General features: G+C 67.0%; 17 protein-coding genes and 1 pseudogene. 9 read left to right on the top strand and 9 right to left on the bottom strand.

Annotated elements, in window-relative coordinates:
- Window positions 1-45: 45 nt before the first annotated feature.
- From ASG39_RS09165 to ASG39_RS09160, 3 genes are all read left to right on the top strand, one after another.
- A complete protein-coding gene (locus tag ASG39_RS09165; protein ID WP_062594692.1) occupies window positions 46-1,548 on the top strand; it encodes a protein adenylyltransferase SelO in 1,503 nt (500 codons plus the stop codon).
- A gap of 62 nt (window positions 1,549-1,610) precedes the next feature.
- Window positions 1,611-1,781: a hypothetical protein gene (locus tag ASG39_RS23780; RefSeq protein WP_156468085.1), complete on the top strand. Its 171-nt coding sequence runs from the start codon at window positions 1,611-1,613 to the stop codon at window positions 1,779-1,781.
- 580 nt (window positions 1,782-2,361) lie between these two features.
- Window positions 2,362-4,686 carry a glucose/quinate/shikimate family membrane-bound PQQ-dependent dehydrogenase gene (locus ASG39_RS09160; RefSeq protein ID WP_062594691.1) on the top strand — a complete coding sequence of 775 codons (2,325 nt, stop codon included), beginning with the start codon at window positions 2,362-2,364 and terminating at the stop codon, window positions 4,684-4,686.
- Between the two features lie 108 nt (window positions 4,687-4,794).
- On the opposite strand, the gene ASG39_RS09155 is transcribed toward ASG39_RS09160, so the two are convergent.
- Window positions 4,795-5,757: a pyridoxal-phosphate dependent enzyme gene (locus ASG39_RS09155; protein WP_062594690.1), complete on the bottom strand. Its 963-nt coding sequence runs from the start codon at window positions 5,755-5,757 to the stop codon at window positions 4,795-4,797.
- Between the two features lie 89 nt (window positions 5,758-5,846).
- On the opposite strand from ASG39_RS09155, the gene ASG39_RS09150 reads away from it, so the two are divergent.
- The 3 genes from ASG39_RS09150 to ASG39_RS09140 all read left to right on the top strand — a co-directional run bounded on the left by ASG39_RS09150 (window position 5,847) and on the right by ASG39_RS09140 (window position 7,775).
- Window positions 5,847-6,308: an Lrp/AsnC family transcriptional regulator gene (locus tag ASG39_RS09150; RefSeq protein ID WP_062594933.1), complete on the top strand. Its 462-nt coding sequence runs from the start codon at window positions 5,847-5,849 to the stop codon at window positions 6,306-6,308.
- A gap of 199 nt (window positions 6,309-6,507) precedes the next feature.
- Complete coding sequence (locus ASG39_RS09145) at window positions 6,508-6,960, top strand: helix-turn-helix domain-containing protein (RefSeq protein ID WP_062594689.1); 453 nt, start codon at window positions 6,508-6,510, stop codon at window positions 6,958-6,960.
- A 227-nt stretch (window positions 6,961-7,187) separates the two neighbouring features.
- Complete coding sequence (locus ASG39_RS09140; protein WP_082477083.1) at window positions 7,188-7,775, top strand: GNAT family N-acetyltransferase; 588 nt, start codon at window positions 7,188-7,190, stop codon at window positions 7,773-7,775.
- Window positions 7,776-8,161: 386 nt separating this feature from the next.
- On the opposite strand, the gene ASG39_RS09130 is transcribed toward ASG39_RS09140, so the two are convergent.
- The 8 genes from ASG39_RS09130 to ASG39_RS09095 form a co-directional block, all read right to left on the bottom strand.
- Window positions 8,162-8,500, bottom strand: coding sequence for a type II toxin-antitoxin system HicB family antitoxin (locus ASG39_RS09130; RefSeq protein WP_200943874.1), 339 nt, complete (start codon window positions 8,498-8,500; stop codon window positions 8,162-8,164).
- A complete protein-coding gene (locus ASG39_RS09125) occupies window positions 8,497-8,751 on the bottom strand; it encodes a type II toxin-antitoxin system HicA family toxin (protein ID WP_062594687.1) in 255 nt (84 codons plus the stop codon). Before ASG39_RS09125 ends, ASG39_RS09130 begins: the two co-directional genes overlap by 4 nt.
- A gap of 37 nt (window positions 8,752-8,788) precedes the next feature.
- Window positions 8,789-9,703, bottom strand: coding sequence for a cytochrome c (locus tag ASG39_RS09120; protein WP_062594686.1), 915 nt, complete (start codon window positions 9,701-9,703; stop codon window positions 8,789-8,791).
- Window positions 9,704-10,014: 311 nt separating this feature from the next.
- Entirely contained in the window at window positions 10,015-10,449 is a 435-nt protein-coding gene (locus ASG39_RS09115; RefSeq protein WP_062594685.1) for a cytochrome c, read from the bottom strand.
- 199 nt (window positions 10,450-10,648) lie between these two features.
- The gene (gene blaOXA / locus ASG39_RS09110) at window positions 10,649-11,473 is read right to left on the bottom strand and encodes a class D beta-lactamase (protein ID WP_062594684.1); all 825 of its coding nucleotides are present in this window, start codon (window positions 11,471-11,473) and stop codon (window positions 10,649-10,651) included.
- A gap of 108 nt (window positions 11,474-11,581) precedes the next feature.
- The gene (locus ASG39_RS09105) at window positions 11,582-12,439 is read right to left on the bottom strand and encodes a metallophosphoesterase (RefSeq protein ID WP_062594930.1); all 858 of its coding nucleotides are present in this window, start codon (window positions 12,437-12,439) and stop codon (window positions 11,582-11,584) included.
- A gap of 75 nt (window positions 12,440-12,514) precedes the next feature.
- Window positions 12,515-12,889, bottom strand: coding sequence for a DUF4440 domain-containing protein (locus tag ASG39_RS09100; RefSeq protein ID WP_244481189.1), 375 nt, complete (start codon window positions 12,887-12,889; stop codon window positions 12,515-12,517).
- Window positions 12,890-13,016: 127 nt separating this feature from the next.
- Window positions 13,017-13,616 (bottom strand): superoxide dismutase, encoded by a 600-nt coding sequence (locus ASG39_RS09095; RefSeq protein WP_062469353.1) that lies wholly within the window; start codon window positions 13,614-13,616, stop codon window positions 13,017-13,019.
- Between the two features lie 348 nt (window positions 13,617-13,964).
- Between ASG39_RS09095 and ASG39_RS09090 the strand changes: the two genes are divergently transcribed.
- From ASG39_RS09090 to ASG39_RS24700, 3 genes and pseudogenes are all read left to right on the top strand, one after another.
- Window positions 13,965-15,314, top strand: a complete 1,350-nt coding sequence (locus tag ASG39_RS09090; protein ID WP_062594682.1) for a hypothetical protein — start codon at window positions 13,965-13,967, stop codon at window positions 15,312-15,314.
- Window positions 15,315-15,496: 182 nt separating this feature from the next.
- A complete protein-coding gene (locus ASG39_RS09085; protein ID WP_062594929.1) occupies window positions 15,497-16,231 on the top strand; it encodes a hypothetical protein in 735 nt (244 codons plus the stop codon).
- Window positions 16,232-16,904: 673 nt separating this feature from the next.
- Window positions 16,905-17,036, top strand: a pseudogene (locus ASG39_RS24700) (hypothetical protein); the annotation flags it as partial.
- Between the last annotated feature and the right edge of the window lie 62 nt (window positions 17,037-17,098).

The raw sequence follows: 17,098 nt of genomic DNA, 5'->3' as shown, positions 1-17,098 counted from the left end.
CCTGCGACGGGACGATCAGGATTGCGGAACACAGTGGAGGCGACGATGGAGGCGACGAACAGGACCGAGGCCGGCACGCCGCCCATACCCTTCGACAACAGCTATGCCCGGCTGCCGGAGAGTTTCTTCACCGCCGTCGATCCGACGCCGGTCGAGGCACCGGTGCTGATCCGCTTCAACCGGGCGCTGGCGCAGGAGCTCGGGCTCGATGTCGCGGCGCTGGAGGCCGAGGGTGCGGCGATCTTTTCGGGCAATACGCATCTACCCGGCGCGCAGCCGCTGGCCATGGCCTATTCCGGCCACCAGTTCGGCGGCTTCAACCCGCAGCTCGGCGATGGCCGGGCCATTCTGCTCGGCGAGGTCGTGGACATCCACGGCCGCCGCCGCGATATCCAGCTGAAGGGGGCGGGCCCCACCCCCTATTCGCGCCGGGGCGACGGGCGCGCGGCGCTCGGGCCGGTGCTGCGGGAATATATCGTCAGCGAGGCCATGCATGCGCTCGGACTGCCGACCACGCGGGCGCTCGCCGCCGTCGTCACCGGCGAGCCGGTCTATCGCGAGACCGTGCAGCCCGGCGCCGTGCTGACGCGGGTGGCGGCCAGCCATATCCGGGTGGGCACCTTCCAGTTTCACGCCGCGCGCGACGATCAGGCCGGGGTGAAGCGGCTCGCCGATTATGCCATCGCGCGGCATTATCCCGACATTGCGGACGATCCGCAGCCCTATCTCGCCTTTCTCACCGCCTTTGCCGACCGTCAGGCCCTGCTCATCGCCCGCTGGCTGTCGATCGGCTTCATCCATGGCGTGATGAACACCGACAATGTCGCGATCTCCGGCGAGACGATCGATTTCGGCCCCTGCGCCTTTCTCGATGCCTACGATCCGGCCAAGGTGTTCTCCTCCATCGACCGCAACGGCCGCTACGCCTATGCCGCCCAGCCCGGCATCGGCCAATGGAACCTCGCGCGGCTGGCCGAAACCCTGCTGCCGCTGCTCGACACCGACGCGGAGGCCGCCGTGACCGCCGCAAACGGCGTGCTGAAGCTCTATGGCGAGCGGTTCCAGCACCACTGGCTCGCCGCCATGCGCGCCAAGCTCGGGCTTTCCGCCAGCGCAGACGGCGATCTCGATCTCGTGCAGGACCTGCTGACGCTGATGCATCAGGAAGAGGCCGATTTCACGCTGACCTTCCGGAGGCTCGCGGATGTCGCGGCCGACCCGTCGACGGAGGACGGGTTCACCGCGCAGTTCCGCACCCCCGCCAGCACCAGCCTCTGGCTCGACCGCTGGCGCCGCCGCGTGGAGACGGACGGGCGCAGCGGAGCCGACACCGCCGCCGCCATGCGCAGCGTCAACCCCGCCTTCATCCCCCGCAACCACCGGATCGAACAGGCGATCACGGCCGCCCGGACGGACGCCGATTTCTCCGCCTTCGACGCCCTGATGCAGGTCCTCGCCCGCCCCTATGACGACCAGCCCGCCCTCGCCCCCTTCGCCGCCCCCCCGGCGCCGGGCGAAGAGGTGCTGAAAACGTTCTGCGGGACGTGAGGGGTGCGCTTGCCGCAAAACCCGCGACATGATATGCATATCTGCTGATATGAGGTGCCGACATGGCGACGAAAACTCTGCCGAAGCCTGCCCGAATGCAGGAAACACAGATCGACCGCCTGACCCGCATCGCCACGGAGGCGAAAAGGGAAAAGGGCGAGGAACTGCCGACGATGACGCGCGAGGAAGCGCGCGCGTTCTTTTTCAAGACGCAACCCGACATCGAGACATGATGCGACGGCCAGACATGATGCGACCGGCCACCGCGTCGTCCGCTTCCTGACGGCTTCCGGATGCTGCACGCGAAGACGGATGCGCGAAGTGCCTAACAGGGTCCACTTCTTCGCGTATCCTGACCCGGTTGAGGAAATGCGGCGAACGTTGACGTGACGGGTGCGAGCGTGCGGCTTTCAGGGCCACCGCCGAGCCTGCGGCTGCCCCTCATCCTCTCCCCGCTTGCGGGGTTCCCTCACCTTCACTCTCTCCTTGCATGCGGGGCCCCTCACCCTAACCCTCTCCCCGCTTGCGGGGCGAGGGGACGCGGCCTGCGCGGCGTTTCGATGTGGGGCGAAAGCCGTGCCACACGTCCCTTCGCCCCGCTTGGCGGGGAGAAGGTCGCGGCAGCGGGATGAGGGGCGGACGGGAGCGCCAGTGTTCGCGGCGATACCCACGCCCCTTCCCCGCCCTTTGTGCATTGCGGCATTGACCCCGCATCACCTCGCCCTAATTTCGCCATGACGGGGTCCGGATCGCCACCAGGCCCCCGCTGTCGAAATTGACGAGGTGCCCGATGCGGTGCCGGGAGTCCCTTCCATGATCATGTTTACGTCTGTCCTCTTTGCGCTGATAGGACTGGGGCTTGCCGGCTTCGGGGCCTGGCTCGCCGTTCTCGGCGGCAGCTGGTATTATGTGCTGGCGGGTCTCGCCTTTCTGGCGACCGCCATCCTGCTCTCGCGCCACAGATCCTCGGCGCTCACCGTCTATGCGGTGTTCATCGTCGCCACGCTCGGCTGGGCGCTGTGGGAGGTCGGGTTCGACTGGTGGCAGCTCGGCCCGCGCGGCGGCGTCGTCATCCTGCTCGGCCTCTGGCTGCTGCTGCCGTCGATCCGCAAGCCGCTCGGCTTTACGAGCCCGACGGGCCACGTCTACCGCGCCAGCGGCTGGCCGCTCGGGATCGCCGTCGTTCTGTCGATCGCGGTCGCGCTCTATTCGATGACGCAGGACCCGCTGGATATGGCCGGCACGCTGCCGACCACGGTCGCCAATGCGACGCCGGCGCTCGGCGGCAATGTGCCGGACGGCGAATGGCACCAGTATGGCCGCACGCAATATGGCCAGCGCTATTCGCCGCTGGCGCAGATCACCACCGCCAACGTGTCGGACCTGAAGGAAGCCTGGCGCTACCAGACCGGCGACGTGAAGCTGCCGGAGGACGTGGGCGAGACGACCTATCAGGTGACGCCGCTCAAGATCGGCGAGACGCTCTATGTCTGCACGCCGCACAATTGGGCGATCGCCATCGATGCCGCAACCGGCAAGGAAAAGTGGAAGTTCGACAGCAATTCCGGCATGAACCCGGACCGGCAGCATCAGACCTGCCGCGGCGTCAGCTATTACAAGGACGCGGCCGCCGCACCGGGCAGCGCCTGCGCCTCCCGCGTCTACCTGCCGACCTCGGACGCCCGGCTGATCGCGCTCGACGCCGAGAACGGCCAGGTCTGCACCGGCTTTGCCGATCAGGGCACGCTGCATCTGGAAAGCGGCATGCGCTACCAGCCGGCCGGCTACTACTATTCGACCTCGCCGCCGGTCATCACCGGCAACAAGATCATCATCGGCGGTGCCGTCAACGACAACTATTCGACGCAGGAACAGTCGGGCGTCATCCGCGCCTTCGACGTCAACACCGGCGCGCTGATCTGGAACTGGGACAGCGGCAATCCCGACGTCACCACGCCGCTGCCGGAAGGTCAGCACTATACGACCAACTCGCCGAACAGCTGGTCGGTGTTCTCCTATGACGAAGCCCTCGGCCTCGTCTACATCCCGCTCGGCAACCAGGTGCCCGACCAGCTCGGCATGGGCCGCAGCGAGAACGTGGAAAAGTTCTCCTCCTCCATCGTCGCGCTCGACATCAACAGCGGGCAGCTGCGCTGGGTCCGCCAGACCGTGCATCACGACCTCTGGGACATGGACGTTCCCGCCCAGCCCGTGCTGCTCGACATCGACGGCCGTCCGGCGCTGGTGGGCCCGACCAAGCAGGGCGATCTCTACGTGCTCGACCGGCGCACCGGCGAGGCGATCATCCCCGTGAAGGAAATCCCCGCGCCCTCCGGCGCGATCCCGGAAGACTTTACCGCGCCGACCCAGCCGATCTCCGACCTCACCTTCTCGCCGCCGCCGCTGACGGACAAGAACATGTGGGGGGTCAGCATGTTCGACCAGCTCGCCTGCCGCATCGCCTTCGAGCGGCTGCGCTATGAAGGCCGCTACACGCCGCCCTCGCTCGAGGGGTCGCTGATCTATCCCGGCAATTTCGGCACCTTCAACTGGGGCTCCGTCGCGGTCGATCCGGAAAAGCAGCTGATGTTCGGCATGCCGACCTATCTCGCCTTCACCTCGCAGCTCGTGCCGCGCGACCAGATCCCGCCGAAGGGGCAGGACCAGAAGGGCAGCGAACAGGGCCTGAACCGCAATGACGGCGCACCCTATGGCGTGCTGATGGGGCCGTTCCTCGGCCCGCTCGGCATTCCCTGCCAGGCGCCGCCCTGGGGCTATGTCGCGGGCGTGGACCTGAAGACCGGCGAGACCGCCTACAAGCACCGCAACGGCACGGTCTACGACATGACGCCGCTGCCCCTGCCCTTCAAGGTCGGCGTTCCCGGCATCGGCGGCCCGATGATCACCAAGGGCGGCGTCGCCTTCCTGGGCGCGGCGGTCGACAACTACCTGCGCGCCTACGATCTCGCCACCGGCCGCGAACTCTGGAAGGGTCGCCTGCCCGCCGGCGGCCAGTCCACGCCGATGACCTACAGCACGCAGGACGGCACCCAATACGTCGTCATCGTCGCCGGCGGCCACGGCTCGGTCGGCACGAAACCCGGCGACTCCATCATCGCCTACACGCTGCCGAAATAAGGCGGCGGGAACGGACAGGACGAAGCCCGGCCGCGAAAGCACGCCGGGCTTTTTCGTGTCGGGGGTGTGGGGGGACCTATCGCCCAAGCCCCCTCAAGAAAGCCCCCCTCAAGACAGCCAGTGCGCAATCTGGGGGGCGGTGAGATTGCCGCCGCAGAGGGGGGTGGCGAGGCGCTGGCCGGCGAGGCTTTCGGCCTCTGCCAGGATGGCGGCGAGGCCGGCGGCGCCGGCGGGTTCGATGCGGCGGCCCCAGGTGCGGTGTGCAAAACGCATCGCCTCGATGATCTGCGCGTCGTCGACGAGAACGACATCGTCGATCGTGCCCTGCAGCCAGTCGACGGCCGAGGGCACGGGGATGCGCACGGCGATGCCGTCGGCGATCGTGTTGCCTTCGGGGCTCGAGATCGGCCGGCCTTCCCGAAACGACAAAGCCATGCAGGGTGCGCCCTTTGCGGCGACCGCGACGATGCGAGTTTGTGGCGAACGCGCCTTGAGCCAGCACCCCATGCCGGCGGCAAGAGCGCCATTGCCGAGGGGGACATAGACGGCGTCGATCGCCGCGACCGCCTCGGTGAGTTCGGCCGCGATGGTTCCCGCGCCTTCGGCGATGGCGGCGCTTGCGCCGTCCTCCACGAAGGTGAGCGCGCGCTCCTGGGCGTAAAGCCGCGCCGCATCCTTGGCCGCGTCGAAATCCTCGCCGGCGAGACGAACCTCCGCCCCCAGCCGGCGCATGGCCGCAATCTTCAGCGGATTGGCGTTGACGCTGGCAAAAACGACGAGCGATCGCCCGCGCCGCGCGGCATGATAGGCAAGGCCCTGCCCGAAATTGCCGGCGGATGCCGTGACGAGCGGGTCCCGGCCGGCAGTGCCGCCTTCGCCGGTGTCCTGCGCGAGAAAATACCCCGTGCCGCGGCCCTTGAAGCTGCGGATCGGATTGTCGGTTTCGTCCTTGGCAAAAAGCGACAGGCCCGCCGTCTCCGAGACAAGCACGGGGCTGTCCAGAAAGACCGGATCGATGATCCGTCGGGCGGCGATGATATTCTGATGGGACAGTGCGGGTTCTTTTGTCATGGGCTTATGATACTGCTTTGAGATGCGGCAATGCGGCAGACTTCGATGTTTTGGCGCCGCTTTTCCGCTCGATCGAGGGGTTCGACGCCATGGACGATGTGGACAGAGTGCTTCTGGCGGCCCTGCAGGAGAATGCCGACATGCCGGCGAAAAGGCTGGCGGAGCGGGTCGCTCTCTCGACCTCGGCCGTCGAGCGGCGGATCGCCCGGCTGAAGCAGGACGGCGTCATCGAGAAAATCGTCGCCGTGGTCGATCCCAAGGCGATCGGCCGGCCGCTTTCGATCCTGGTGGAGCTGGAGATCCAGAACGAGCATCGCCACACGCTCGACCAGTTCCAGAGATGGCTCGACCGCGCGCCGGAAATCCAGTCCTGCTGGTACGTCACGGGCGATATGGACTATGTCCTCCTCGTCGCCGTGCGCGACCTTGCCGAGTACAACGCCTTCATCGAGCGGCTGATGACCGAGCAGCAGGCGCTCGTGCGGAAATACAAGAGCATCATCGCCCTGAAGACGATCAAGCACGGACTGGCGCTTTCGGTCGAGGCGTGAGGCTTGAGGCTTGAGGCGGGGATCGCGCGGGAGAGATCCGGATATCGGCGGAGCCGGCCCGGTCTTCGCCCTGCGCTCAGTGCTGGACGGCCAGATCCCCGCGGATTGCGTTTGCGAGGATTGAGCGCTTTCAAGCGGCCGCGGGAGCACCTATCTTGACAGGACAAGCGGCCGTGTTTGCCGCGCGGAGAACGGGCCCATGTATTCGATCGGCGATCTGTCGCGGCGCACCGGCGTGAAGGTGCCGACCATCCGGTATTATGAGCAGGCGGGGCTGATCGTGCCGGCCGAGCGGACAGAGGGCAACCAGCGGCGCTATGAGCGAAAGGCGCTCGACCGGCTGGCCTTCATTCGCCACGGGCGCGACCTCGGCCTGTCGATCGAGGCGATCCGCGACCTGATCGAGCTCAGCGACCACCCGGAAAAGCCCTGCGGCCGGGCGGATGGCATCGCGCTCGAGCATCTGGCCGCCGTGCGCGCGAAGATCGCGCAGCTGCAGCGGCTGGAGCAGGAGCTGGAGCGGATCGTCTCCCATTGCGCCGGCCATACGGTGGAGGATTGCTATGTCCTGCGTGCGCTGTCCGACCACGGGCTCTGCGACGGCGAGCATGCCGAGCTGCCGGCCAAGGCGGTCGGGCGGGAGGGTGTCTGAGAGGCTGGCTGAGAGGCCGGACGGGATGCGGGCCCCGCGCGCCGGGCCCCGTTGACATGGCGGGGAAAAGGGCTCATGACGGATGCATGATCACGACCGCAACCCGTGCCCGCTGGTATTTTACGCTGCATTCATAGATGCGGCTGTGTGATCACGTTCAACAAGCCGCCGCCAGGCGGCTTTTGTTTTGACGGGTGCCTGGGGCGGATCAGCTTCAGGAAACCACGATGCCGACCTTGTCTTCCCCACCTCTGCCAAAACCGCCTCTACCAATTCCGCATGCCCATTCCCATCCGGCCGCCCACCTGACCGCCTTGCCGAACGGGCTGGACCTGCAGGCTGCCGCCGCGCCCAAGCGCGCGCCGCTGGTGACCATCCGGTCCGCCCGCGCCGAGGATATCCCCGCGCTCTGCGCGATGATCGCCGAGCTGGCCGCACATCATGGCGACACGGCCCCGCTCGATGCGGAGACGCTGGAGCGCGACCTGTTCGGCCCGGTGCCGTGGATCACCGCGCTCGTGGCCGAAGCGGCCGGCACGCTGATCGGCTACGCCATTCTCGTGCCCCTCTACCGGGCGCAGCTCGGCGTGCGCGGCATGGACCTGCACCATCTCTTCGTGCGCGATGCCCATCGCGGCACCGGCATCGGCCGCCATCTCGTGGCAAAGGCCCGCGAACAGGCCCGCCGCGCCGGCTGCACCTACCTCTCGGTCAGCGCCGCCACCGGCAACTTCCAGGCGCACCGGTTCTATGAGAGCCAGGATTTCACGCCCGGCCCGGTGACCGGGATGCGGTATGTGCAGGCTTTGCGGTAGGCGTCTTCAGAGCGCGGGACGCACGGCGCAGGACGCGTCGTTCACGCGTGCCACTCCGCGGAGCGTGATGCTCAGTCCCGTTAAGACGGCTGGCATCCTTTCGGAGATCGGAAGCGTCTTCAGGAAGGATGCAGCCGTCGCATCTGGTCCGGCAAAACAGAAGGGGGCCAAGCGGAGGTCGTCAATCGTCGTCGCGCGCGTCGGCCGCAGCTTCGGCCCGGCGTTCGGAGATCCGTTCGTCGGAGACCAGGCCGGGGCCCGGATCGAGCCCCCTGCACGCTTCCCGCAACGCCCGAACAGCCTGCATTTGGGATAGGCCGGGCCCTGCGTCCCGGTCGGGAGCAGCCGTCCGTTCGACGTCATCGGTTCCTGTCAGCGTTTTCCCCTCACGCCTCTTCCGTCGCGGCCTCCGCCAGAACCTCGGCCGCCCATTGGTTGAGGCTCTTGCCGGCGAGTGCTGCCGCGCGGGCGGCCTTGGCGTGGATTTCCGGATCGACGCGGAACATCATCCGGCCGGAATAGGGTTTCTGCGGATCCTTGCCGGCCTTGGCGCAGGTCTCGATATAGTCGTCCACCGCCTCGTGAAAGGCGGTCTTCAGGTCCGATACCGTGTCCGCATGGAAGCCGACGCCGTCCGTGATGCCGGCGAGACGGCCGAAGAAGATCTCGTCCTCGGCATCATAGTCTATCCGGGCGAAATAGCCTTTGTACGACATGACGTTCACGGTTGACCTCCCATACGCCTGATAAAATCCCGTGCGGCGCGAACCTGATAACGCTTGGCTTCTTTCGCCGGATGCGGGCGGTGGAAGCTTTCGATCTCCGACCCGTTGACGAACCGCACGCGCGACCCCGAGCCTTCGACGACGTCGCATCCCAGCGCGATCAGAAGCGCCTCGATATCCGCCCAGGCGACGGTGCCGGAGACGGGGTCCGCGAAAATGGCCATCAGGATCTTGCGATGCCGATTGTTCATGGCCGATCCTACGTCATGCTTGCAGTTTCTGCAAGCACTACCGCGCCGGCACCGCCTTCAGATAGGCGGCGATCGCTTCGCGGTCGGCGGCGGGGAGTTTGGCAATGTTTTGCTGGACCTCGACCATGGAGCCGCCGGCGCTGTCGAAATCGGGGGTAAAGCCGGTTTCGAGGTAGTTGGCGATGTCGGCTTCGCTCCAGCTGCCGATGGATTTGGAGCCGGGGGTGATGTTGGGGATCTGGCCCTCGCCTTCCGGGTTCGGCGCGCCGGCAAGCCAGAGGTCGGCCTTGAAGCCGCCCAGCGCATTGCGCGGCGTGTGGCATTCGCCGCAATGGCCGGGGCCTTCGACCAGATACTGGCCGCGCACCAGCTTGGCATTCGCCTGGTCGATCGGCACGCGCGGCTTGTCGCTGTAGAACAGCAGCTTCCAGCCGCCAAGCGATGCCCGGATGTCGAAGGGGAACGGCAGTTCGTGCGGCGGCGCGACATTGGCGCTCTTCGGCAGCGTCTTGATATAGCCGAAGAGGTCGTTGACGTCCTTCTGGGTCAGCCGGGCATAGGAGCCGTAGGGAAACGAGGGGTAGAGGTGCTCGCCATCCGGGCCGACGCCGCGCGTCATGGCATCGCCGAACTGGGCGAGCGTCCAGCCGCCGATGCCGGCGGTCTCATCGGGCGAGATATTGGGCACGTGGAAGGTGCCGAACGGGCTTTTCAGCGGCAGCCCGCCGGTCAGCACCAGCTTGGCATCGCCTTCCGATCCCGGCGCCGCGTGACAGCTCGTGCAGCCCCCGGCCCAGAACACCTGCTCGCCATGACCGAGGTCCGGTTCGCCGAGGCCGTCCCAATGCGCGGCGGGCCAGGGCTCGGGCTTGGTGACGAACCAGGCGCCGCCGGCCACCACCACCCCCAGAAACAGCATGGTCGAGACGAATTTCCGAGCGCGACGGGCCATGCGGCAGATCCTTGTTGTCGGGGCGCCGGGGTTTCAGGAGGGAACCGCAGCGCCGTTACGGTCGGACGATGATCCGCAGGGAGATAGGGCGGGCGGTCTTTGGGGAAAGCCGTCCGCTGGGGGGAAAGCCGTCCGCCGGCGCGCGTTGGCGGTCATCGGATGCGGCCGCGACGGGCCGCACGGTCCTCGCGCGGCACGCCGCCACACGGCCAGGATGGAACGCGCGTGGGACGGCAGGCGGGCGGGACGGCACGGCCGGAGCTGCGCCGCCTCGATGGCGATCGGAAAAAAGCCCGTCTCCGGTCTACCGCTTACTTCTTGACGCGGTAGACCTGGTGACAGTCGCCGCAATGGGGGCCGAGCTTGCCGATGGCAAGGCTGAGGGCGGCCGGGTCGGCGGGCAGCTGCGCCAGAACCAGGTCGGCATCCTTGGCGAGGCTCGCAGCCTTGGCGTCGAAATCGGCCTTGTTTTCCCAGATCTTCGGGCTTGCCTCGGAGTTGGCTTCCGATCCCGCCGGGAACTGATCCGGGAAGGCCTTGATGCTGGTGCTGATCGTCGTCAGCGACGTCTTGACCACCTCGGCATCATAAGGCTTCTGGCCCTTGGCGATGGCCGACAGCGCGCCCATGGAGCCGCCGATCTTCTTCATCAGGCCTTCGCGCACCTCTTGCGGCTCTGCCGCCGTGACCGCGCCTGCAGCAAGCCCCGTCAGGGCCGCGGCGAGAAACATGGTTCTCAGTTTCATGGGAGTCCTCTCTGGTATCGACGCGCGTTGCGGGCGTCTCTCCGTCATTCATGGCCGAGCGAGACGACCGAATCCTGCCCGCAGGCACGGTCATTTCGTCGCAGGCATCTTGGCATCTTCTGATCGCGTTGAAAGTAAAATCTTTGCGACATCGCAGATACATAACGGCGGGCCGACAGGCGGCAAGGCGGGTCCGGCGTCAGCGGCCAAACGTGCGCGACAGGTGCGGCCATTCGGCCAGAAGCGCGTCGCGCGTCAGCACGCCGGGCGAGGTCTCGGTCTTTTCGCGCGTGCGGATCAGCCGGGCGAAGACCACGGGCCGGTCGTTTGCCGCTTTCTCTTCGGCCCAGCCGACATACCAGCCCCAGCCATGGGCATAATCGAAGCTGCGATCCGCCCGGCGCGGAAAGGCCGCTCCCGTCTTGCCGTGCAGCGTCCAGCCGCCGATCGCGCGCGTTTCCACGATCCGCCGGGTCTTCTCGATCGCCTCGGCACCGACTGGCAGGGTGCCGTTGACGAGGCCGCGCAGGAAGGCGACCTGCTCGCGCGGCGAGATCTGCAGCGAGGAGGCGATCCAGGCGCGCTCCAGGCCGTTGTCGAAACCGGGATCGCCGGAAAAATCGGCATTGCCGTAATTCAGCTCGCGCGCGTAGCGCTCCAGCCTGTCGCGGCCGAGATCGCGGGTGATGCGCTGGGAATACCAGACGACGGAATAGCGCAGCCAGTCGGTCGGGTTGGTGTCGCGCAGCCAGTTGGCCCCGCCCCAGTCCGGATCGCCCTTCTGGTAGGACAGCACCGGCGTCGTCTCGTCTTTCAGGACATGCGTGTCGTAGCCGATCAGCGCCAGCGGGATCTTGAAGGTGGAGGCCGGCGTGGTGCGCGTGGCGCAGTCGCCCTCCTCGATCAGCACACTGCCCGTGGCCGCATCGAGCATGATGGTGCAGGTGACGTCGATGTCATCCGCAGCCCAAGCGGTGGAGGCGAAAGCTGCGAACAGGGCGAAGGCGAGAGCGGGACGATGCAAGCGGAATGTCCTTTCGGGAGAGGAGGATGCCCCGGCAGGATGCGGCAAAAGGCGGCATGAATGCGGCGCCTGCCGCACGGGCTCCGGCCGTTCTTCGAAACTCAGAACTTACACACAGCTTTGCAGGACGCGGCTTTCCTCCCGGCCGAACCCTTCGATTTCCAGCCGGTCTTCGTAGAGGCTGAGAACGGCGAAGGCATTGCGGTCCGGCGTGTCGACCATGCCGCGGAACGTGACGAAATGGGTGCCGTCCCGCGTGACGGCATTGCCGGCGTGATTGTGACCGCAGAGATAGGCGCGGACATTCTCATAGGGCGCGAGGAGATCGAGCAGGCGCTGGGCGTCCCAGAGATCATGCGCGTTTTCGGGCGCGACCGGATAATGGCAGAGAAGCACGACCGGCTCGTCCTCCTCGCGGGCCTGCTCCAGCACCTCGCCGAGCCAGGCGAACTGCGCCTCGCCGAGGCCGCCGTTCCAGCGCTGCGCATTGGCGGCGCCGGCAGCCGTCAGCGCTTTCAGCCGGGCTTTCGCCTGTTCGCGCCGCGGATGGCCGTCCGGCACGGCAAACAGGCTGACCTCGCTGCCGTCGAGCACGACGATCCGGTGGCCGGCGATCAGCAGGTCATGATAATGCGCGGGCATGCCGAGGCGTCGGTGCACGTCGCCCAGATGCTCCGGCGCGACCGCGAAATCATGATTGCCGGGCAGGAAGATCGCCCGATGCCGCAGACGCCGATAGACCGCCAGCGCCGGATCGAAGCTCGCCCAGTCGCGATCGATCAGATCGCCGAGCGTGACCACGGCATCGAGCGCGCGCCCGTTGAACAGCGCGATCGCCTCCTCCAGCCTGCCGAGGGACTGGCGAAAATGCCGGTCGAGCGCAAGATTGGGGTCGAGATCGGCATATTGCGGATCGGCGATGATGCCGAGGCGCAGGAGGGGCGTTTCACGTCTGCTGTGTTCCATGGCGCGCGACGTAGCGATGATGGGTGACGGGAGCATGACAGGGTGTGGACAAGGCCGGATCGGCCTCCGTTCAAATTATCCCTTGATCGTGCCCTGATGGAACAGCATTTGCCAATGTATTCCGTCGTTTTTCCAGACGGAGCTCCTCAGGACACGACGCATCGAACAATCTCCATACGACTGCTCAGTCTCGTAGGTGAGAAGCACGGCATCGCTCGATATGGGCGTCAAAACGTAGTTCGACGTTCGGAGATCACCGTCATCGCCGCCGCTCTCCTGTGCGAGAAGCGCGATCACGGTCGGACGATCGTAAACCTTGCCGGATGCGCCAAACTCCACAAAGCCTGCTGCAAGCAGCGGTTCCACGGCCTCTCTGGAACGCCTGATCTCAGGCTTGTGAAGCGCCTCTTCAAGCGCTCGTATCTGATGAAGGTTCGGCACTTCGGTCACGGTTCTCACCTCCATGAGACCTCGACAGGATGTCGAGGCAGGCCGCTCGACGTGTGAGGGTGCGAAGGCTGCGGGCATGAAAAAAGCGGGACCCGAGGGCCCCGCTTTTCCGATTCTCAGGGCCTGATCAGGCGGCCTTTTCGTAAAGCTCCAAGACGTAGTCCCAGTTGATCAGGTTGTCGATGAAGGCTTCCAGGTACTTCGGGCGGGCGTTGCGGTAGTCGATGTAATAGGAATGTTCCCAGACATCGACGCCAAGCACCGGCGTGGCACCGTGGACCAGCGGGTTTTCGCCGTTCGGGGTCTTGGCGATCTGCAGCTTGCCGTCCTTGACGGCGAGCCAGGCCCAGCCCGAGCCGAACTGGCCGACGCCGGCCGCGATGAAATCGGCCTTGAACTTGTCGTAGCCGCCGAGGTCGGACTTGATCGCCGCGTCGAGCTTGCCCGGCAGCGAGGTGCCGCCGCCGCCCTTCTTCATCCACTTCCAGAAGTGCAGATGGTTGTAGTGCTGGCCGGCATTGTTGAACAGCGGCTGGTTGGTGCCGTAGGACTTCTTGACGATCTCCTCGAGCGAGAGATCGGCAAGGCCGGCCTCTTCCGCCAGCTTGTTGCCGGCCGTCACATAGGCCTGGTGGTGCTTGTCGTGATGATATTCCAGCGTCTCGCGCGACATGTAGGGCGCAAGCGCATCGTAATCATAGGGCAGCGGGGGAAGTTCGAAAGCCATGGCGGTTCTCCTCTTGGCATCGGAATTCATTCGCGAAATCGTCAGGGGAACATAGGCACCCCCCTCGCCGGAGGCAACCGGCGCCGCCGCTAAATTCACCGCACCGCGCGGAATGGTTTTCTCCGGGCGAGGCTGGGCGGCGGCGGCGACCCGCGTTCGGGGTGGCGACGGCCATGATGGAACGGGCCCTCACCCTTGCGTCCTTCCGGGCTCGACCCGGTTTCTAGCGACCCGACGTCCGTCCGGTCGGAAAGCCTGCCCTCCCTCCCGCAGTTGTGACTGGCGGGCCTTCATTTCGCCCGTTTCTTAAGCCTCTGTTAAGACTTTCGAAACCCGGGGGAATGCTCCATGGCGCTAGGCGCTTCGCATCGATTGCAGGACGGCATCGAGGCCGTCGAGACCATGACGCGGTTTGCGCTGGCCGTGCTGGCGCTCGCCTCGGGCGTCTATACCTATCTCGGCGTCCGCTCGATCCTCGACGGGTCGGCCACCGCCGTGTTCTTCGCCGCCCTGATCTATTCCTCCGCCGTCTCCGTCGCGATCTATGCGTTCTGGAGCTACATGGCGCGGTTCTATCCGCATGTCACCGGCACCGCCGGGCGCGGCGCGATGATCGGCGTGATGGCGCTCGGCTGCGCCATGATCATCGCCATGTCGAGCTGGCTGAACGCGGCAGCGCTTGCCGGATCGGCCGCCCTCGAGCAGCATCTGGCCGAAACCCTGGAGGACTATACGGCCGATCTCGACAAGGCGCACCAGAATGCGCTGGCCGCCCAGAGCCTGCTGCCGGACATCCAGCGGACGCAGGAGCGCTTCCAGAGGCTGGCCGACCAGGAGCGCGAGACCGGCGCGCTGACCGGCACCACCGGCGCGGGCAGCGTCGTGCAGCTGCTGTCGCAGATGGCCGCGCAGTTGACCGAGCTCGAAAACGGCATCACCGCCTCGCGCGAGCGCGTCACCACGCTGTTCGACGACGGTCGCAAGCGTCTGGAGACCATGCGCACGCTGGTCTCGGCCCCGGGCGCGATCGACCCGCGCGCCGACCAGTTCTCGGCCGAAGTCGTGGCGCTGTCCGGCGTCATCACGTCGCTGCAGCAGACCTCCATCGCGCCCTCCGTCAAGCGCGCGGCGGAAGACCTTTCCCTCGGCTTCATCGCCCCGATCGCGGATGGCGATGCGCCGGACCTTGCCAACCGGCAGGACCGGGTGATGGAGACGATCCGCTCCTCTGTCGCTGCGCAATCCAAGGTGCTGTCGACGGCGGCGGACGAGATTCTCGCGCGCGAGCCCGTGGCCGACCGGCGCTTCGTGCCGCTGTCCTCCGCCGAGGCGGTGCTGCGCTATGCCTCGGACTTCATTCCGAGCTGGGCCGGCGCGATCTCGATCGACCTGCTCCCCGCCGTCCTCGTCTTCATGCTGTCCATCGTCCATGCGGCGCTGCGCCGGCAGGAGGAGACCCTGCCGTTCGCGCAGCGCATCACCGCGGCCGAGCTTCTCGACGCCATGGCGGTGCAGCAGGCGCTGGCCCGCAGCGGGGTCGATATCGAGGCGATCGTGCGGGCCGAGGTTTTGGCGGACCGCAGCGGCGACGCGGTGGATCTCAACGAGGCGGGAGCGACGGAGCCGACCAATATCACGAGCCTCGACATCGCCTCGAAGGGCCCGCCCCGGGCGCCGCGCGCCGGAACGCCCGCATGAGCCTGACCGCGGACGACGGCACACCCGCCGGCGGCGAGAGACCGGCACGCCCGGAGAGAGCGAGCGTGCTGCAGGATCGGCGCAGGCCCGCCGGAGAAAACGCCGACCAGAGCGCGGGCCAAACCTTTGCCGCCACCGCGCGGCGGACGCTGCGACGTCTCGCCCGGCTGGACGACGGGCAGATGATGCGCGCCTTCTTCTACGGCCTGCTGGCAACCGCGGTCGTCTTCGTGCTGATCGACTGGCGCACGATCAGCACGCAGGCCGCTCTCGTGCCCGCCACCGATCCGGCGAGCCCGGCCAGCGATCCGGTTCTGCCACCGGCGCTCACCACCGGCGAGCCGGAGGATGCGCCCGGCGAGGTCAAAACCGATCCGGACGTCCTCCGGCAGGCGATCCGCTTCGAGCTGCAGCCGGGCGGCGTGCTGCTCGCCAAAGGCGCGATCGACCCCGGCGCGGCGGCGCGGTTCGCCACGGAAATCGAGGCGCGCGGCGAATATGTGAAGGTGGTGAGCCTCGATTCGCCCGGCGGCTCCGTCGGCGATGCGCTCGCCATGTCGAAGCTGATCCGCGAGCGGCAGTTGAACACGCTGGTCGACAAAGGCGCGCTCTGCGCCTCCTCCTGCCCGATCGTGCTGTCGGGCGGGGTGGAGCGGACCGCGGCGGAGGGCGCCGTCGTCGGCGTGCACCAGGTCTTCAACGGCTCGCGCGAAAAGCTCTCGCCGGAAATGGCCATGTCCGAAGCCCAGCGCACCACCGCCACCGTCACCCGCCACCTCGACGCCATGGGCATCAAGCCCGGCCTCTGGCAACGTGCCATGGAAACGGCGCCCGACCGGCTGGCCTATCTCAGCGTCAAGGAGATGCGGGACTTTGCACTGACGACCGGTGCGGAGGCGGCTGCGGCGGCGCCCTGAGCGGGGTGTTTTCGGCGAAGCGGCCCCTCATCCGGCAGCTAAAGCCCGCGCTGCCCCTCATCCCGCTGCCGCGACCTTCTCCCCGCCGGCGGGGAGAAGGGAGATGTGGCAAACGCCCGCTCCACGTTCCCCCCGCGAGACCGGGGCTGAGAGAGAAGTGGGGCGGCCGTTCGGGGGTCCTTCTCCCCGTGAGAACGGGGAGAAGGTCGCGGCAGCGGGATGAGGGGCCGCCTCCCCGCTCTATTGACCGCTCAGAAATCCAACCCGTTGCCATGGGCATCAGGCCCGGCCTCTGGCAACGCGCCATGGAAACAGCGCCCGACCGGCTGGCCTATCTCAGCGTCAAGGAGATGCGGGACTTTGCCTTGACGACCGGTGCGGAGGCGGCGGCGGAGGCGCCCTGAGCGGGGTGTTTTGGGCGATGCCGCCCCTCATCCAGCAGCTAAAGCCCGCGCCGCCCCTCATCCCGCTGCCGCGACCGTCTCCCCGCCTGCGGGGCGAAGGGAGATGTGGCCAACGCCCGCTCCAAGGTCCCCCGCGAGACTGGGGCGGAGAGAGATGAGGCGGCCGTTCGGGGGTCCTTCTCCCCGTGAGAACGGGGAGAAGGTCGCGGCAGCGGGATGAGGGGCCGCCTCCCCGCTCTATCGACCGCTCAGAAATCCGACCCGTTGCCATGGACATCAAGCCCGGCCTCTGGCAACGCGCCATGGAAACGGCGGCCGACCGGCTGGCCTATCTCAGCGTCAAGGAAATGCGGGACTTTGCCTTGACGACCGGTGCGGAGGCGGCTGCGGCGGCGCCCTGAGGGGGTGTTTTCGGCGAAGCGGCCCCTCATCCCGCTGCCGCGACCTTCTCCCCGCCTGCGGG

The sequence above is a fragment of the Rhizobium sp. Leaf371 genome, assembly GCF_001424045.1.
GTDB lineage: Bacteria > Pseudomonadota > Alphaproteobacteria > Rhizobiales > Rhizobiaceae > Ferranicluibacter.
The sequence above is the reverse complement of the archived record's forward strand: the minus strand, read 5'-3'. Positions and strand labels throughout refer to the sequence as shown.

What these genes read in the sequence shown, in the direction of transcription:
- ASG39_RS09165 (WP_062594692.1), top strand. Translation starts at nt 46, where the DNA reads ATGGAGGCGACGAACAGGACCGAGGCCGGCACGCCGCCCATACCCTTC.
- ASG39_RS23780 (WP_156468085.1), top strand. Translation starts at nt 1,611, where the DNA reads ATGGCGACGAAAACTCTGCCGAAGCCTGCCCGAATGCAGGAAACACAG.
- ASG39_RS09160 (WP_062594691.1), top strand. Translation starts at nt 2,362, where the DNA reads ATGATCATGTTTACGTCTGTCCTCTTTGCGCTGATAGGACTGGGGCTT.
- ASG39_RS09155 (WP_062594690.1), bottom strand. Translation starts at nt 5,757, where the DNA reads ATGACAAAAGAACCCGCACTGTCCCATCAGAATATCATCGCCGCCCGA.
- ASG39_RS09150 (WP_062594933.1), top strand. Translation starts at nt 5,847, where the DNA reads ATGGACGATGTGGACAGAGTGCTTCTGGCGGCCCTGCAGGAGAATGCC.
- ASG39_RS09145 (WP_062594689.1), top strand. Translation starts at nt 6,508, where the DNA reads ATGTATTCGATCGGCGATCTGTCGCGGCGCACCGGCGTGAAGGTGCCG.
- ASG39_RS09140 (WP_082477083.1), top strand. Translation starts at nt 7,188, where the DNA reads ATGCCGACCTTGTCTTCCCCACCTCTGCCAAAACCGCCTCTACCAATT.
- ASG39_RS09125 (WP_062594687.1), bottom strand. Translation starts at nt 8,751, where the DNA reads ATGAACAATCGGCATCGCAAGATCCTGATGGCCATTTTCGCGGACCCC.
- ASG39_RS09120 (WP_062594686.1), bottom strand. Translation starts at nt 9,703, where the DNA reads ATGGCCCGTCGCGCTCGGAAATTCGTCTCGACCATGCTGTTTCTGGGG.
- ASG39_RS09115 (WP_062594685.1), bottom strand. Translation starts at nt 10,449, where the DNA reads ATGAAACTGAGAACCATGTTTCTCGCCGCGGCCCTGACGGGGCTTGCT.
- ASG39_RS09105 (WP_062594930.1), bottom strand. Translation starts at nt 12,439, where the DNA reads ATGGAACACAGCAGACGTGAAACGCCCCTCCTGCGCCTCGGCATCATC.
- ASG39_RS09095 (WP_062469353.1), bottom strand. Translation starts at nt 13,616, where the DNA reads ATGGCTTTCGAACTTCCCCCGCTGCCCTATGATTACGATGCGCTTGCG.
- ASG39_RS09090 (WP_062594682.1), top strand. Translation starts at nt 13,965, where the DNA reads ATGGCGCTAGGCGCTTCGCATCGATTGCAGGACGGCATCGAGGCCGTC.
- ASG39_RS09085 (WP_062594929.1), top strand. Translation starts at nt 15,497, where the DNA reads ATGATGCGCGCCTTCTTCTACGGCCTGCTGGCAACCGCGGTCGTCTTC.